This window comes from Rufibacter sp. JT20002, assembly GCF_056491185.1.
In genome coordinates this window covers 561,946-579,037 of record NZ_JBSZJY010000001.1, presented here as the reverse complement: position 1 = coordinate 579,037, position 17,092 = coordinate 561,946, and the positions used below count along the sequence as shown (strand labels likewise).

At 48.8% G+C, this 17,092-nt stretch carries 13 protein-coding genes; 4 read left to right on the top strand and 9 right to left on the bottom strand.

Annotated elements, in window-relative coordinates:
- Positions 1 to 5 precede the first annotated feature (5 nt).
- The 5 genes from ACW9SV_RS02350 to ACW9SV_RS02330 form a co-directional block, all read right to left on the bottom strand.
- Positions 6 to 2,063 (bottom strand): SDR family NAD(P)-dependent oxidoreductase, encoded by a 2,058-nt coding sequence (locus ACW9SV_RS02350; RefSeq protein WP_479555130.1) that lies wholly within the window; start codon positions 2,061 to 2,063, stop codon positions 6 to 8.
- Positions 2,064 to 2,109: 46 nt separating this feature from the next.
- Positions 2,110 to 3,228: an NAD-dependent epimerase/dehydratase family protein gene (locus ACW9SV_RS02345; protein WP_479555129.1), complete on the bottom strand. Its 1,119-nt coding sequence runs from the start codon at positions 3,226 to 3,228 to the stop codon at positions 2,110 to 2,112.
- 15 nt (positions 3,229 to 3,243) lie between these two features.
- Positions 3,244 to 3,483: a hypothetical protein gene (locus ACW9SV_RS02340; protein ID WP_479555128.1), complete on the bottom strand. Its 240-nt coding sequence runs from the start codon at positions 3,481 to 3,483 to the stop codon at positions 3,244 to 3,246.
- Positions 3,484 to 3,983: 500 nt separating this feature from the next.
- Positions 3,984 to 4,454, bottom strand: coding sequence for a hypothetical protein (locus ACW9SV_RS02335; RefSeq protein ID WP_479555127.1), 471 nt, complete (start codon positions 4,452 to 4,454; stop codon positions 3,984 to 3,986).
- Positions 4,455 to 4,519: 65 nt separating this feature from the next.
- A complete protein-coding gene (locus tag ACW9SV_RS02330; protein ID WP_479555126.1) occupies positions 4,520 to 5,830 on the bottom strand; it encodes a hemolysin family protein in 1,311 nt (436 codons plus the stop codon).
- A 219-nt stretch (positions 5,831 to 6,049) separates the two neighbouring features.
- Here ACW9SV_RS02330 and ACW9SV_RS02325 point away from each other — a divergent pair, with 219 nt between their 5' ends.
- Entirely contained in the window at positions 6,050 to 8,296 is a 2,247-nt protein-coding gene (locus ACW9SV_RS02325; RefSeq protein ID WP_479555125.1) for a protein-disulfide reductase DsbD family protein, read from the top strand.
- 81 nt (positions 8,297 to 8,377) lie between these two features.
- On the opposite strand, the gene ACW9SV_RS02320 is transcribed toward ACW9SV_RS02325, so the two are convergent.
- Entirely contained in the window at positions 8,378 to 8,908 is a 531-nt protein-coding gene (locus tag ACW9SV_RS02320) for a DUF4385 domain-containing protein (protein ID WP_479555124.1), read from the bottom strand.
- A gap of 79 nt (positions 8,909 to 8,987) precedes the next feature.
- On the opposite strand from ACW9SV_RS02320, the gene ACW9SV_RS02315 reads away from it, so the two are divergent.
- The gene (locus ACW9SV_RS02315) at positions 8,988 to 9,557 is read left to right on the top strand and encodes a hypothetical protein (protein ID WP_479555123.1); all 570 of its coding nucleotides are present in this window, start codon (positions 8,988 to 8,990) and stop codon (positions 9,555 to 9,557) included.
- 138 nt (positions 9,558 to 9,695) lie between these two features.
- Here the strand turns inward: ACW9SV_RS02315 and ACW9SV_RS02310 are convergent, their stop codons facing one another.
- A complete protein-coding gene (locus ACW9SV_RS02310) occupies positions 9,696 to 11,327 on the bottom strand; it encodes a hypothetical protein (RefSeq protein WP_479555122.1) in 1,632 nt (543 codons plus the stop codon).
- Positions 11,328 to 11,491: 164 nt separating this feature from the next.
- Here ACW9SV_RS02310 and ACW9SV_RS02305 point away from each other — a divergent pair, with 164 nt between their 5' ends.
- Positions 11,492 to 13,420: a hypothetical protein gene (locus tag ACW9SV_RS02305; RefSeq protein ID WP_479555121.1), complete on the top strand. Its 1,929-nt coding sequence runs from the start codon at positions 11,492 to 11,494 to the stop codon at positions 13,418 to 13,420.
- 114 nt (positions 13,421 to 13,534) lie between these two features.
- Here the strand turns inward: ACW9SV_RS02305 and trxA are convergent, their stop codons facing one another.
- The gene (gene trxA, locus ACW9SV_RS02300) at positions 13,535 to 13,861 is read right to left on the bottom strand and encodes a thioredoxin (protein ID WP_123125220.1); all 327 of its coding nucleotides are present in this window, start codon (positions 13,859 to 13,861) and stop codon (positions 13,535 to 13,537) included.
- A 264-nt stretch (positions 13,862 to 14,125) separates the two neighbouring features.
- The gene (locus ACW9SV_RS02295) at positions 14,126 to 14,863 is read right to left on the bottom strand and encodes a hypothetical protein (protein ID WP_479555120.1); all 738 of its coding nucleotides are present in this window, start codon (positions 14,861 to 14,863) and stop codon (positions 14,126 to 14,128) included.
- A gap of 66 nt (positions 14,864 to 14,929) precedes the next feature.
- On the opposite strand from ACW9SV_RS02295, the gene ACW9SV_RS02290 reads away from it, so the two are divergent.
- Positions 14,930 to 17,020 (top strand): PD-(D/E)XK nuclease domain-containing protein, encoded by a 2,091-nt coding sequence (locus tag ACW9SV_RS02290; protein WP_479555119.1) that lies wholly within the window; start codon positions 14,930 to 14,932, stop codon positions 17,018 to 17,020.
- Positions 17,021 to 17,092 lie beyond the last annotated feature (72 nt).

Genomic DNA, 17,092 nt, shown 5'->3' with positions numbered 1-17,092 from the left:
TACTGTTATGCTACTGCTACGTTATCGGTTTCTTGTTCTAGGGCGACGGGCGCTTTCAAGGAGACTTCAATGCCTCTGGTCTCGCACAGCCATTGGTAGAGTTTGGCCACGCCTTCAGCCACGCTGTTTTTAGGGTACCAACCGGTGGCCTCGTGGAACTTGCGGATGTCAGACACATAGTAGTGCTGGTCGCCGGGGCGCCAATCTCCGAAGCTCAGGTTCACTTTCTTGCCGCGGTAGTTGCCAATCAAATCAAGCAGTTCTAGCAGACTGGTGGTATTTTTTACGCCGCCGCCAATGTTGAAGGCTTGCCCTGAAAGGTCTTTCATGTTCTCTTGCGCCAGCAAAAATGCATCTACTAGGTCTTCCACAAACAGGATGTCGCGCACTTGCTTGCCGTCGCCGTAAATGCTGATGGCCTTGTTCTCAATGGCTCTGATAGCGAAGTGCGCTACCCAGCCCTGGTCTTCGTTGCCGTACTGGTGCGGGCCGTAGATGCAGCTCATTCTGAACACCACCGCCGGGATGCCATAGGTTCTGGCATAGTCTACCACATACTGGTCTGCGGCACCTTTAGAGCAGCCGTACGGGCTGTGGAAGTCCAGTGGACGCGCCTCGGAAATACCGTTGGCCTTGATGTGCTTGTCTGACGGGTTGTAACGCGTGCCATTCGGGATGAAGCGAAGGTCTTCCAGGCCACCGTACACTTTATTTGTAGACGTGAACACCAACGGCGGCGGGTTATCCTGGGCTCTTATGGCTTCCAGCACGTTCACCACGCCACGGGCGTTGATTTCAAAGTCCTGAATAGGACCGGTCAAGGAAGTAGTCACCGCAACTTGCGCCGCGAAATGATATACTTCATTGGCGTACTTCATCACGCGCTTCACGGCCTGTAAATCACGGATGTCGCCCACATATACTTCCAGCTTGTCGCCGTAGTTCTGGTGCAGCCACTGCAGGTTGCGCTCTACGCCGGTGCGGGAAAGGTTATCGAAAATCAAGACGCGCTTGCCTTGTTCCAGCAGGCGTTTGGCCAGGTTGGTGCCTACAAATCCGGCCCCGCCGGTTACTACCGAGTAGCGCTCCTGGTCAGAGAAATCTTCTTTACGGCGGATGAAGTTGAACTTATCCAGTCCATCCAAACCGTTCTCGGCCCACAGGCGGTACAGCAGTTTAGGACAGCCATCGGCGTTCTTCAGCCCAAAGTGGTATTTGCGCTCATCGGCGTGAAACGCGCTGTCGCTATCTAATTCTAAATCCTGCACGCTAGACCAGAACACTTTGTTTACCGGGGCTTTGCACACCTTGCGGAACTCCTGGAACTGCTTGAACTCGTCGTGCTGCCAGGTGGAGAATCCAGCTTCGGTAATCCAGATCTCAGCTTTGGAACCTGTGTTGCTCAATACCTCACGCACACGCTGGATGTTGGCATCCCAACCTTCCCAATCGTGGTCAAACACATCGGGGAACCCGTGAATGCCTATGGCGTCAATGTTTTGTAGCACACCACGGTTGTACATCAATTGCAGCCAGTTGGGGTCAATTGGGCTCATGCCGCCCAACACGGTTTTCTTCCCGTGTTGCTTGGCCACTTGGGCCGCTACGGCTATCATCTGGGAAAACGTGTTCCAGTTCTGGTCTAAGGTGTAATCGTAGTGGGTTTTGTTGTTGGGCTCGTTCCAGAGTTCAACCCACTCAAAGTGGGTGCCTAGGTCAGTTAACACGCTGTCCAGGAACTCTGCAAAGGCGTTAGGATCTTGCGGCGGAGCCGATGTCTTAGGAGCCACCGCCAAAGAAGCCGGGGTGTCTTTAAAGCAAGGCAGTACTTGTACTTGTTTGGCTAAAGTAGGGATAAGCCAGTTGTACCAAGCCTTTCCTTCTTGGGTGGTATAAGCGGCCCAGGAGATGCCGGTGCGCAGTTCGGTGACGCCCAACTCCTTTACTTCCGCCAGAACAGTTTCTACGCGGGCGTGCTCACCAGGCTGGAACCATTGCAATAAGCCGATGGTGAGGGCGGCCAAGGGAGTATGTTTAGGATGTGTTTCGGCGATTCTTGTCATACGGTTTTAAGCTTCTTTTTAGGAAAACAGGTCAGAAACGCAGGGCCTACACGGTTAAGCCCCGGGCTGCTAACTCGGCGCTCGCCTCATTGACACGGTCGTACGCAATCTGTCCTTCCAGCCAATCGGCTAGCTCCGTTAAACCGCTGTTGAATTCTACCTGTGGATAAAAGCCCAGCACCTCTTTGGCCAGGCTGATGTCGGCGTAGCAGTGGCGGATGTCGCCCACGCGGTACTTGCCGGTAATCTCGGGAGTTAATTCCTGTTTTCCCATTACTTCGGCCAGGCGCTCGCCAATTTCTTTGATGGTGTAATTGTTGCCGCTGCCCACGTTGAAAACCATTCCGGCCGCTTCTTCTTTTTCCATAGCCAGACGGCACGCCAAGGCCACATCGCGCACGTGTACGAAATCGCGCTGCTGGTTTCCGTCCTCGAAAATCATGGGAGCATTGTTGTTTAGGAAGCGTGAGGCAAAAATAGCCAGTACACCAGTGTATGGGTTTGACAATGCCTGACGCGTACCATAAACGTTGAAGAAGCGCATGGCTACCGTCGGGATGTTGTAGGCCCGGCCCACCATCAAGCAAAGGCGTTCCTGGTCATATTTAGAAAGGGCGTACACCGATGACAAGCACGGAATCTTAGATTCAGGTGTAGCTACCGGAGTAAGCACTTCGCCTTTTTCGCTTTTCAGTTCCCAGTCACCGGCTTTGAGTTGCTCCAAACCACGCTCGGCGGCAATCACTTTCTCGCCGGTGCCGGAATGGTACAAACCTTCGCCGTAGATGCTCATACTGGAGGCTACTACCAGTTTGCTTACTGGTTTTTCAATCAAGCACTCCAACAGAACGGCGGTGCCGATGTTGTTCACATCGGTGTATTCCTTGATTTCGTACATGCTCTGGCCCACACCCACCATGGCGGCGAAATGGAACACGGCATCTACGCCTTCCAAGGCTTTCAATACGGCCGCTTTGTCGCGCACGTCGCCTACCTGCAGTTCAACCTCAGGGTGAAGGTATTCTGGACGCTCACAGTCTTTGCCGTGCACCTGCTCAGAAAGGTTATCCAACGCGCGTACCTCATATCCGAAGTTGATTAGTTCATCTGCCAGGTGAGACCCAATGAAGCCTGCACCGCCGGTAATCAAGACTTTCTTTTTCATAGTTGTCAGTGGGTGTTATATTAGGGGGTTAGAAGGGAAGCGGAGTTGCGGCATGGTCGCGAGTTTCTCATCGGTGCGCAGGGCTCCGTACCCAATAGTTTCAACAGTGTTATAGCTGGGGATTGTGTTTTCAGGGAAGTTAGGGCTTGTCTGGCCCGAGGCGCTATCCAATTCTGCGGCAACCTTCCCAAATCCTGACGCTCCGCCCTTCCTAAGGGCTGCGGAGGGTTGAAGGTGGGCAGGCAGTTTAACCATAGTAGATGATGCTGCAGAATTAATATATAGCTTTTTGTTTTTATACCCGAAACGGGATAACAGGTACAAAGGTTATAGAGCCTACAATGCCTTTGGATTTAGCCGGGCAACAAAGAAGCTTAAAGTACAAAGAGCGTCTTTGAACTGAAAAGTTGGAGTTTGAGGCAGGTAATTGTACTATTCAACTTGAAGGTATAGGTGTTAAATACGGTTCTGGTTGTAAGTTGTTGGTTTGTATGTTGTTTGTGTAGGCTTAGGGTCTGATAATGTGTTTTTAAATTGAATTATTGAGGAGGTGTACTTTTGCAGCCTGTATCTTAGGACTGAAAGGAAAGAAGAAGAAGTAATAGAAGAAGATGCTGCAAAAAATTCAAGGAGAAAAGTAAATGAAACCTGTTTTTAGGCTGTTTTCAGGGAAAAGGCCAAAAAACAAGGTTGCAAATTGGGCTCCTTGGTTAGCTATGGATTGCTGCTAATCAGACTCTGGTTTTTTAGGACAATTAGTTAGAAAAGCGGGGAAGAGTACACACCAGTTTGGTGAGCCTGTACCCAAGAAAGAACCCTGCTACTCTCAACCCCCAAGTGAACGTAATTTCAAGAAGCCTTTCATTTTCGAGGATAACGTATGGATCGCTAGTCCTTGCTTGATCCCAGAGGTAAAGAAACAGCAGAGCCAACAGAAAGAAGGCGGCCATTCTAAGGAGTTTGAAGGCGACAACCTGTACTTCTCGTTCCAGAAGCAGGAAGAATAGATGCGTTATCAGGATGGCGGGAATCAGATTGAACGTGATCACGACCACCAATCCTTTCTCAAAGTTTTCCCTCAGGATTTGCCCATAACCTTTCATGAACGACTCGCCTTGGTGAGAAAAGTTGGCGTTCAGGAAACTGCTGATGAAGAAGTAAAAGACCACCAGCAAGGTCACTGCTGCCCCAAAAGATACTAGCCGGGCCTTGTGCTGTGTGATCATGAAGGGTACCCTTATCAAATAGATTCTGTTTCAGGACTAATTTCTAGAAATCAGCCCTAAAGCTGTTACAAGATATCGTCCCGTTTGTCTTCGGTTACGGTGAGCAGCACCGATTCTACGTTGCGCTCGGTTTTCTCCAGAATCTTGAATTCATAGACCCCGTGCACCACCGTCTCGCCAATCTCGGGAATGCGGCCGTAGATCATGTTGAGGTACCCGCCGACGGTCTCGTAATCCTCGCCCTCGGGAAGCGGATAAGGCAAATCATCGTTTACGTCCAGAATGGAGGCCGAGGTATCGACTTTGAATTCGAAGTCGTTCATTTTTTCCACCAGCGGCGTTTCCTCGTCGTACTCGTCCTGGATCTCGCCTACCAGTTCCTCAATGATGTCTTCAATGGTGACAATACCTGAGGTGCCGCCAAACTCATCTGACACCACGGCAATGTGCATGCGGTTACGCTGGAAGTCTTTGAGCAAACGGCTGATTTTTTTGGTCTCGGGCACAAAATAGGCTTGGCGCATGAGTTTCTCCAGGTTCACCTTTTCGCCGGCCCGCAGTACCACCAACAAGTCTTTCACATACATGATGCCTATGATGTTGTCAATGGTATCGCGGTAGACAGGCATGCGGGTATAACCTTCGTTGAAGACCACTTCAAAGACTTCTTCTTCGGTAGAGTCAATGTCCAAGGCTACCAACTTGGTGCGGGGCACCATGATCTGCTTGACCATGCGCTCATTGAACTCAAACACGTTCTCAATTAACTCCTGCTGGCTGCCGCCAATCTCCCCACTCTCGGCGCTTTGTTCAAACAGCAGGCGTAATTCCTCGGCGGTGTGTACCTCAGAGCCGTGCATAGGCGTGATGCCCACCCGTTTCAGGATGAAATTAGAAAAGCCGTTCAGAATCCAGATAAAGGGCAGCAGAATATAATAGACAATCCGGAGGGGAACCGCTACGGCCAGGGTGGTAGCTTCGGGCCGTTGGATGGCCAGTGATTTTGGAGCCAGTTCTCCGAAAACAATGTGTAAAACGGTGATGACCGCAAAAGAAACCGGAAGAGCAATCTTGTGGGCCAACTCGGGGTCTGGGGCCGCCCCAAAAGCGTGCATGATCTCAATGATGATCTCTGATACTACACCCTCGCCAATCCAACCTAAACCAAGGGAGGCGAGCGTTATTCCTAACTGGGTAGCCGAAAGGTAGGCATCCAGGTGCCCAATCATGTGGTAGGCAATCTTGGCCAGCTGGTTTCCGGCCTGCGCCCGAAGCTCAATCTGCGAGGCCCGGACTTTTACAAGGGCAAACTCGGCGGCCACAAAAAAACCATTCAGGGCAACCAGCAGAATGGTAAGGAAGATGTTAAGGATCATAGGTAGAGGCGTCTCTTCAGGGGTATGAAAGAGTCGCTTGCATCAAATTTAATGGTTTATCAGCACTATCAAAGTGTTCAGGCTCGTTTCCTGTACGTGAACGAAGCGAGAAAGTAAGCTGTTACAAAACATAATGGACCTGCTTTGGTTGGGTATGTTCGGGTTTACGAGGGATTTGTAGTAATTTGCCTCTCTTTATATAGAAGCTAAAAAAATCAAATGACAATAGATTGGAAACGCGGCTGGGGAATTCTGCTAGCCTTGTTCTTTTTCGTGCTGACGGCGCAGGCGCAGGTGCTCAAACCATCTTCCTGGAGCCATGATGTATCGGCGACGGAGGTGAAAGTTGGCGAGGAGGTTGACCTGATCTTCAACGCCAAAATCATCCCTGAGTGGTACCTGTACTCCTCAGACTTCGACCCGGATCTGGGGCCCATTGTGACCACGTTCACCTTTCAGAAGCACCCTTCCTATGCACTGGTGGGTAAGATTAAACCCGTAAACCCCAAGAAGAAGTATGATGCCACTTGGGGCGGCGAGTACACGTATTTTGTGAAAACCGGCCAGTTCCGGCAGCGGATCAAAGTACTGCAGCCTACCTTGGTGGTGAAAGGAAGCTATGAGTACCAGGTGTGTTCTGAGGTGAATGGCCAGTGTATTCCAGGTGAAGGCGATTTCAATTTCACCCAGATCAAAGTGTTGCCCGGGGCTGCTCCTGCGACCACGCCTGCTCCCGCTACCGGAACTGGCACAGGAACCAACAATGGCGGAGGCACCACACCCACGCCCGGCGCTGCGGCCAGCGGCATAAACCCAGCTGCCCCAAGTGCCACCTCGGCTGCTCCCATTTCAGCTTCTGCCGTTGCGGTAACCGAAGATACTTCCTTGATTACGGCCGATGCTCCTGTGACGGCTTTCCCGCAAGCCACGGATAGCGGACGCGCTGCCATTAATAACGAGATCCAGCCCGAGAGCTCTTTAGCTGGAATGCCTGTTGCTTCCTCTCCGGTGGCGCCTATTGGCCTTTGGGAGTTTATGTTAGGCGCTTTTCTTTCGGGCTTAGTGGCCTTGCTGACGCCTTGCGTGTTCCCCATGATTCCCATGACGGTAACGTTTTTTACCGGCGGAAGCTCTAACCGCATGAAAGGGATCATCAAGGCCTTGGTCTACGGATTGTCCATCATCGCTTTTTACACCCTCATCGGGACCTTGGTGGCTAAACTGGCCGGACCCGAAGTGGCCAATTTCCTGAGCACGCACTGGCTGCCTAACCTGCTGTTCTTTGCCGTTTTTCTGCTTTTCGCGATGTCATTTCTGGGTATGTTTGAAATCACCTTGCCGCACTGGCTCGTGAACAAAGCCGATGCCCAAGCTGATAAAGGCGGCTACTACGGCGTGTTTTTCATGGCAATTACCCTGGTGCTGGTTTCCTTTTCCTGCACCGGCCCCATTGTAGGTTCTTTGCTGGTGATGTCTGCTGGGGGCGAGACCCTGAAGCCTATTTCGGGCATGTTTGCCTACTCCATGGCGTTTGCGCTGCCGTTTACCATGTTTGCCATCTTCCCGAACTGGTTGAGTACGTTGCCAAAGTCTGGCGGCTGGTTGAACTCCGTGAAGGTTTGCTTAGGCTTTATTGAACTGGCGTTGGCCTTGAAGTTTTTGAGCATGGCCGATCAGGTGTACCACTGGCGCATCCTGGACCGCGAAATCTACTTGGCCCTGTGGATTGTGATTTTCACGCTGATGGGCTTTTACCTGTTGGGCAAACTGAAATTCTCCCACGACTCAGATCTGCCGTACCTGAGCGTACCACGCACCTTGTTGGCCGTGTTGGTTTTCTCTTTTGTGGTGTACATGATCCCGGGCTTGTTTGGTGCTCCTTTAAAAGCATTATCTGGTTATTTGCCTCCGCAAGCCACGCAAGATTTCGACTTGGCCTCAGGTGCTTCTTCTGCTTCCGCCGGAGCCACCAACACCATCTGCGAGCCACCCAAGTACACCGATTTCTTGACCTTGCCCCATAACCTGCAAGGCTACTTTGATTTAGAACAAGCCAAGAAATGCGCTCAGGAACAAGGCAAACCTATCTTCATTGATTTTACGGGTCACGGTTGCGTGAACTGCCGCGAGATGGAAGCCAACGTCTGGTCTGATCCCGAAGTATTGAAACGCCTCCGCGAGAACTTCGTGATTGCGGCACTGTACGTAGATGATAAAAGCGAACTACCCCAAAGCGAGCACTACACCAGCACCTACGACGGCAAGCAGAAAACCACCCTTGGCAAGAAGTACGCCGATTACCAGATTACCAAGTTCAATGTAAACGCGCAGCCGTATTATGTGCTGATGGATGCGAACGAGAACTCCCTGGTGACGCCCATTGCGTATGAGCCCAACGTGCAGAATTTCATCAAGTTCTTAGACGCTGGGGTGGCGGCCTTTAAAGCCAAACAACAAGCCTTGTAAGCCTAACCTAAAACAAGGAAGCCCTGGTTTTGCCGGGGCTTTCTTGTTTTAGGCCCTTTTCTGAAGAACGGCCCGTAAACGCTATTGCTCATGATATTGCTCCCTGAACCGCTGCTTCTGCCGCAGGTACTCTGGGTTGTCTTTGGCCTTGAACCAATATTCCTTAAAGATAGCCGCTGCCCGCGCTTTCTCATTGGTCAACGCATCTGCTTCCTGCGGAAGGATGGCGTTGCCTTTGTTGGCGCTACCCGAGGAATAAGGATAAGGGAGCCCTTTGTTGTTTGCCTCTGGGGAGTCCTGGTACTTTTTACCCCCTTTGTGGTTGGCGTAGCGGCGGGCGCGGGTGAAGCCCATCTGCAGGAATTTACGCGCCATGTCGGCACCTACAAAATCCTGCTGCGCCAAATACTCCTCAAACAAGCCATAGATTTTCTCAGCAGATGCTTTGGCTACTTCCACGTTTTTGAACCGCCAGTGCGGCAGAATCTCGCTTTTGTAAGGCTCCACCAGCAACACGCCTTGTTCTCCCACGCCCACCCGGTACAGTTCGGGGTGTTGCCTGAAATCGGTGGATTTGAAATCGAGGGAATAGTTGAAGCCGTTTTTTGCCATGGTTATTTATACGAAGGCTTAGAAAGAACCCAATCTATCATAGCTTGCGTATGCGAGGTGTTTACAACCCTTTACTACTATGAAAAGAGCAAATCAGTTTTCTATACGCCAAGTGCTGCTACCTTTAGCGGTAGTGGCGCTTCTGGTAACTTCCTGTGACACTACACCCCGCCAGCGGGAAGAAGCAGTAGGGAGGGAACTAGATAAACTAGACGAAAAGGCCAGTGAGGCCGCCGTTAAAACAAAAGATGAGTTGAAAGAAGCCGGCAGAGCCCTGGCCCGCCAACGGGAAGAGCGCAAACGCCGCGAAGCCCGTGGTCCGGTAGCCGGTAAACAGGCCCAGATGGAAAGAGAGCTTCTGGGTGACTACCGTAACTTATCCCAGGTTCCCGCTGATAGCCTCCGCGATGCCTATGTGCATTTCTTGCAACAGGTGCGTGACCGGAAAGAAGTCTGGACCTCTGAAGACTGGGACTACGCCAACGGCATCTACAAACGCCTGAACGAACGCGAAAAAGCCCTGCATGATGATATCATTCTTCGGCACGCCACTAAAATAAGAGCCCTGCAAGCCGAGTACGTTGCCTTGGAAAACAGAGCCGATCTCAAAGACTACCAACGCATCAAGAAAGAGCAGGCTGGACAGTAATTGGAAGAGGTGGAAGTTTAAGATTGGGATAAATACGATAAAGTTGGGGCAAAGCATACCCCCTGAACCTACTCGCTTCTACCTTTTAAAGCCTATTTTAGACAAACGAGGCCGGAAACGTTTCCGGCCTCGTTTGTTTTACGGGAGAGTGTCTTTGGGGAGAGCAAAGAGCTTTACCTTCCCTTTTTGATCAATGAGTGCAGCCTTCGGAAAAATGGGTAGAATGTCCTTTTCTCTTTGTGTGATCATCAGTTCAGGATGTTCCAGTACTCCGTTGTTGATGAGCAGGAACACCGTGTCTGCCGCCTCAGGGGTTACTTTTGGGTACTCCGAATATCCTTGGAAAGAGTAGTTCTGGGGTACGTCAAAGCCATAAAAGTAATTATACCGATTAAGCATGGTGGAATCCATCAGGACAACATAGCGGCCCTGCTTGTGGCGGAGGTGTTGGTCTACGATTCCCTTTTGCTCAAAGTAATAGGAAACGGTGGGCTTTATGATAAAATAAACCGGCCTGATGCAGAGTACCACAGCTACGGCGGCTAATCCCAACCAATGGGGCCAGTTCCGGCTCAGGAGAAACAACCCTGCAAAAAAGGCCGCCAGTGGCAAATACATAACCATCATGTTCTTATCGGTCAGCAAAGCGCAAATTCCAAAAAACAGGGCCAGTAGAAGATAATGAAAACGTTTGCCCCAGGATTGTTCTATAGCCAGGCCCGCCGCTAAGCAGAAGGTGGGGAGCAGCGGGTGAAACATGCGCGGCACCAGAGGCATGGGCTTGTAGAAATCCACCGTAGCGGTTCCAAACCAGATGGGCAGCAACATACCTACCAAGGCCAGAAGCCAGAAGTAAAGAGGTGAACTTAGGAGAAAGAATTGTCCTTTCGTTTTGCGAAAACCAGACATAAGAACAAAAGCCAACGGAATCGCCAAGCCAGAGCCTATAAAGAAAAGCAATGGTTCATAGGTAAGACGGGGCAGAAGCGTGGCCGACCTAGTGTCTAAATAGGCCTGCTTTGTTTCGGCGGTGTTGGTGGCCTTGATGTCATAAAACCGCTGAAAGGCATCGCCGGAAAAGATTTTGTACAAAAGAAAGTACCCACTTAAAAGCAGAATTCCCATGAGAACCGCCGCTGCCCAAAACCGCAAGTTCTCCCGCCGGAGCAGATGGTACAGGAATAGGCCCAAGTAGAAAGGAACCGTGTAGACAATGGTCTCTTTGGTGAGAAAAGCCAGCAGGTTCAGGGTGGCAAACCCGATTCCCCAGAAAAATTCCTTTTTCCCAGAGGCAAATGGCTTTCTGGCTTTGTACAGCACCAAAAGGCAGGCCGTGGTAAAAAACAGCAGGATGTTGTCTGGGTAGAGGTAATTGACAGTGTTCAGCTGGAAATAGTAGAGGCCCAGCAACACCAAGGCCCAGGATGTAGCAATGGGATGGTTTTTCCGGAAAGTGAGATACAGCAAGAGCAAGGTGCCCAGGGTGCACAGAAGCGGCCACAGGGTGGTGGTGTACACATTCATTCCCCAGAGCCAGTAAAACAAGGCAGTGGGCACAAACACCATGAATCGGTGGCAAAAGGAGTAATCATCAAAGTGAAAACCACCGTGCAGGAGTTGGTGGGCGTAGAGGCTGTAAGAATAATCGTCGCCGAAGTAGAAGCCCTCGTGTTCCAGAAAGAAATACAGCAGCGTAAAGGCGCAGACTGCCAGAAACCAGAAGCGGGCCGAAGAGAAAACCCGGGGAAGTACCGAAATAAAAGAATGCACAGGCCAGAAGGTCTTGAAAAAACCGGAAGGTCGGGAGAAAGTTTACACAAAGCAATGGGTATTCCTTTGGGAATGGGCATTTTAGGAACGAACTTTGTGAAACCGCACACGGGTTTACGCAGAGTTGCGTTATTCCGGGAACCGATACCAAAACAAGTGCCTACATGAAGACAAGCATTACCCGCTCCTTCCTGCTTTTTCTGCTGCTGTGCACCTTTACGGGGCAGGCACAGGACATGATCCAAACCCGATTGGGCTACAACTACCTTGACAAGTTTGAGTTTACAGACGAGTGGCAGTACCTCACCACCGACATGTACTTGTTTAACCCCGGGCAGTTCACCAAGGTGATTAACGAGCTAGAGCAAGGCACCACCAAAGCCCGCCGCCGTGATTACATCAACCTGGAGTCTCTGTTTATCTCGGCGCAGTTGAAGAACGCCAAGCTGTTTGGGCAGGAGCCGGTCGTGTATCCATTGTACAATTTCGCCCTGGAGCCCGCCAACAATAACAAAAACTATTCTTCGCGCATCTCAGATAACATTGAGGCCATCCGGATTATTGACAAACTGCCGTTGGCCGCTGATGAGCGCAACATAGACGCCACGGTAGAAGCCAAACTGTTCACCTCAGACAGCCGCGAGCTCTTCTTCAGCCTCATCGCAAACCAGCTCACCAACATCTCCAAGCTAATGACGCCCCAGGCCGCCATGTTGTCGTTGGTGGGGGAATTCGGGAACCTGATCAGGAACTCGGCACAGCGCAAGGAGTACAAGTTCAGCTCTACCATCAGGCTCTACGAGGGTCAGAATTTTGACACGCGGCTGCACTCAGTGCGAGTGTACGTGTTTGTGCCTTCTTTCGCGAAACTGCCCGCTTTACGCACCGTGCGGCTCACTGAGCTGCTGAGCAACAGCCCGCAGGGGTTTGAACGCCAGAAACTGGAGGCGGCCCTCAACTTTAAAGACTACCCGGTGCTGGTGGTAGCCAACTACAAATCGCTCTACAAGATGGATGCCCTGACGGGTAGCGACATCACCTCCGAAACCATTGAAAAACGCCGCGTGCGCATTGAGCAGGCCTATACCGCCGGCCTGGTTACCGACGATGCCTACAAGCAGGAAAAGCTGTTCGTGGAGTTCCTTCGCAATTTCAGCGACCTGAAGCAGAACCTGAACAACTACCGCCTCAACTACAAAAACAACAGCCCCGAGGCCAATGCCAAGACGCTGTTCACCGTGGTGCAGGACTACAAACGGCTGAAAACCCTTGCCTACCAGCGTGACCGCGAGTTCTCCCGCAATCATACCTACCAGCGCATCTTCAAAGGCGAGTACAACTCCATCTTGGCCAACGCCGACAGTTACATGGAATCTGACTACAACCTGAAAAACGGCAAGGAAATGGTCAATACCCTGCTGGATCTAGACCAGGAGCAAGCCAAAACCTACTCCATCGCTCAGCGCGAGCAATACTTGAACAAATTGTACTCGGTGGAGTTACCTAACCCCGAGTTTCTGGCCAGCACGCTGGAGGGCGAGGGACTGTCACGGCACCTGAATAGGCTGGAGTCTACCCTCTATAATGAGGTGTACGCCAAAGAGGTCTCCCGCCTGCGCGACATGGCCCCCACCGAGGAGAACATCAACTTCAGGAACAATCTGCTGGAGAAAGCGAACGCCACCAAGTGCCGTACCTGTCGCGAGGAAGTGAAACAAGCTGCCCGCCTTTTCAACCAGCGCTTGGATGAACAGCAACTGGAAAAGGAAAAAGCCCGCCTTCTGGACTTGAATGGGCAGGTGGAGCGCAAAATCCTAACCTACCTCAAACAGGACGATTGCATGGAAAACGCCTTCAAAACGCAATACCCTGCAGAATCTTTACCCGAGTACGTGCAACGGCTCTACGAAAAGAAACTGGAACTCAGAAAGCATGTAGGAGAACTGGATGCCTTATACAAAGCACCACCCAAAGAGCCGAAACTTGAAGAGGTTAGAGAGCATAACCAGCGCCTCAACGGCTTAATGCGCCGCCTGGACCAAGGCTACGCCGATATCTGCACCGCCGAAAAGAACCTCTGCGGCTGCGACTAGCCACATAACTATCAGCTTCCTCTTTTCAAGTCCTTTTCCTAGAAAGAGCCCTAAAACAGAAAAGCCTCTCCGGTAAGGGAGAGGCTTTTCTGTTTCTAAAATGACTAATTTATATTAGGCTAACTGGCCATCTAATTTCTGAGCCAATACATTCTTAGGAACGGCGCCTACTTGTTTGTCAACCACTTGTCCGTTTTTGAAAACAAGCAGGGTAGGGATGCTGCGGATACCAAACTTGGCAGAAGTCTGCGGATTGGCGTCAACGTCAACTTTACCCACTACCACACGGCCTTCATAGTCGCCGGCCAGTTCTTCTACTACCGGACCTACCATGCGGCAAGGTCCGCACCACTCTGCCCAAAAGTCTACCAGAACAGGTTTATCTGAATTGATGATCTCCTCGAAGTTCGCATCGGTGAGCTCGATTGCTTTATGTGCCATAATTTTCGGTTTATATAAGTATCATAAATGATGAAAGATGCCGTTCAAAAATAGAACCAACTCCCTTTGAACAGTAAAACTAACGCATTTGTGTCAGGTTTGTCACTATCCTAAAGGATACCGTTTAGGGGCCGTTTCCCAGAAAGCGAGGCAGAAACGTAGTATATCTACTGAATCATAAGGAAAAGGTTGGGGCTGAGGAAGAAAGAAGCTGAAATGACAGAATGGCTGGGCTCAACGTGGGTACGATAAGACTTTAACTCTTTAGTATGTCTTCTCCAGCACGTTTTTGGTAGCTACCGGCCTCTCTTCAGGCGCGGTAAGTAGGGTAGGCAATTCTTTGAACGTAAGCACCAAAACCAGCAGCCACAGCGCGTTCCAAAGGTTTACCAGCAGAGGGCTGCCCAAAATTCCCCCACCCGCTAAAACCCCCATTTTTAAGACTTGGTTAGCCAATTTGTCTAACATCACCGATTCGGCTAGCAGGGGAACAGTTAGAAAGCCGATGTACGGTAGCCAGCGGTGCTTAGGGTGAAGCAATTGCCAGGCCCTGAAAAGCACCGGAAGGGTAAGCAAGAACACAATAGCTATCTCCGTGCCCCAGGACATCACCGTCATTGACGTTTTCTGGATAATCTGGCGGGTAATAAACGATTCATCCCCTTCCCGGTCCAGCACCGGAAGAATGCGTCCCAGTGGCAGATTAGCAAACAGCAACGCCCAACCCAATGCCCGTTGCTCGGCCGTTTTTCGGGAAGACATCAGCCAGAAAGCCACCCACATAAGCCCATAGGTGAGGAAAGGCCCTGCAAACGTAATCCAGGCAATGGTTACGGAGGGCGGACAAGCCGTGCAAACCTCCCATCCCTCAAAATCCCGCTCTCCAAAACAGCCGCACAAAAAATACCCGGTTAGGATATGAATCAGCTCGTGGAGTTCATGGCAAATATACAAGAGCGCCAGAAAGGCAATCGTGTTTTTCAGAGTGAGGGAGAGGCGCATGGAGTTATTTTGCTCTTTTTCTTTATTTTACGCCTTAAACTAGGAATCTAAAATTATATAACGCAAATGGGAGAAAAATCAAGATTTATAGGTGAAGTCGGGGAAGATGTAGCTGAAAGAATTTTTAGTCTTTTAGGTTGGAGTTTTAGAGATAACCTTGAATTCTCTTGTAAGGATAAAAAGCATGCTCAAAGAACACATGATATTGATAAGTATACTTATTATCGCTGCCCTCTCGAAAATGATGTGATAGTAGACGTTGCAGTTTCAATAAAATACAACGATAAAACAACAGGTTACAAGTCAGAGTTTGTAAAATACGCCGAAAGCCTAGTGAAGGCACTTTCTTGTTTCAAGAAAGATACTATTTATAATGAACTGTCACGTGGAGTTTTTTCTAAGAGTAGGAAATCTTGCCATGTGCTCTTTTGGCTAAATCATAGCCAGGCTGCGGAGAAAGATTTTATAACCGAAATAGGTGATGTATCAGAAATAGCTGCTATATCTAAAGAGGAAATTGTTCTTGTTGATAACCAAAGAGTAACATTCTTAATTGACTCTATTGATTATGCAAATAGCTTGTTTAAAAATGCTGAAGTCACCTTTGTCTATCCAAGGACTGGTTACAATGAGACTTTAGGAGGAAGAAAACTGGATGGTAAAATCTTGCCTGTAAATATGCTTAATTCACCAGTTTTGCCTTTTAAGATTGTTACTGGGGAAAATAAAAAAGTATTAGTTATTTCTGTAAATGAGCCTTTTGATGATGAAAACCTTAAAAGGATAATTGGTCTTGCTCAGAATCTAACAGATGGCTGGTGTAATAAAATCATTATTGCTTATCCAGATTATCAACATTTAAAGCATAATGGGATAAAGCAATCTGTTCTCCTGATGTTCAATGAAAGTGGGTTTGCGGAAATGATTGATGTGCAATGCTATAAGCAATCATTTAGAAGTTATGAAAGTGCTTTATTGCCGATGATTGATTCTGGTGGCACTAAGCCAGAATTCAATGTGGAAACTCTACTTCCATATGGAGACCAGTTAAGGCAACTTTTGAATCAAAGTTACATTTATAAAGGAGATTTGTTGCTGCTACTTAGAAGGAGAGGAGTGTATGTTGGTGCTGATTCTTCTAAAGAAACATTGGTGCCAAAGCTTTGTAAAACCCTTATTAGTCCTAATGAGTTTGAGTTTTTAAAGATGAAGCAGTCAACTAAAGAGTCATCTGAGAAAATAACTAATGAAAAAGTAAGTGTTGCAAATTTAGAAAAAGCAGATGAAGCTTTGAATGACTATGAAATGCCCGTTCAAGAAATAATTGAAAAAAATAATAATGGGTGTGAGCTTTTAGACTTTAGCCGCGAGTATGATTATGAAGGGAATATAAGATATAGATATAAGATCAAAAGACAAGATTTAACAAAAGACTGGGCTTCAATTAAAAGTGAGCATGCAGGTGAAATCGTTATAGTGAAACAGCAATTCGAGGGTGGTGTTCAAGGCTATCGAATAGATAGAATTTCAACCTCACAAGAAACAAAAGACATTAATAAGAAATTAGCTGCGAATGTTATAGAGCATCTCAAGGAGATAGGAACAGTCAAAAAGGCTGAGACCTCAAAGAAAATTACCTCTGATGAGTTTGATGAGCTTCAGCTCGCAAGCCTCTTGTTCAGTTTCATGGAAATTGAGCCTTCTAAGAGGTTGAAATTCAAGAGTACTATTCACATTGATTTCAAACCAAATGATAGGGTAAGTCTACCAGAAGATATTGCATCTCTAAAAGATAAAGTTGAGCATTCAATTTTTGAAGGAAATAATTTGCAAGACATAAAGTACGTTAGCAATCCTAAATACCGGGAGATGTTTGTATTTGCCAACATAACATCTATTTTCCATTTTAAGATTGATGACTACGAAGGAGATGCTAAAATTGAATACGGTTTTCCTGACCTCTTAACGGACAGAAGCAAAAAAGAAGAGTTCGAATATAAGGTTCTTGAAGTTGTTCCTTTTGTAGATAGAAACTTATCTACTAAAGAGATTCATGAGATAAAAGAGAAAGTAACAAAAGAGTTTGCAAGCATAGTAAATGATAATTATCTAAACTATCAAAGAAAGTATGGTGTGCAGTTAGGCATAGGAATATAGTCGCTTTTTAATTCGAGCTCCTTTTGCAAAAATGGCCTAAAAGCAGAAAGCCCAACTATATAAGTTATATAG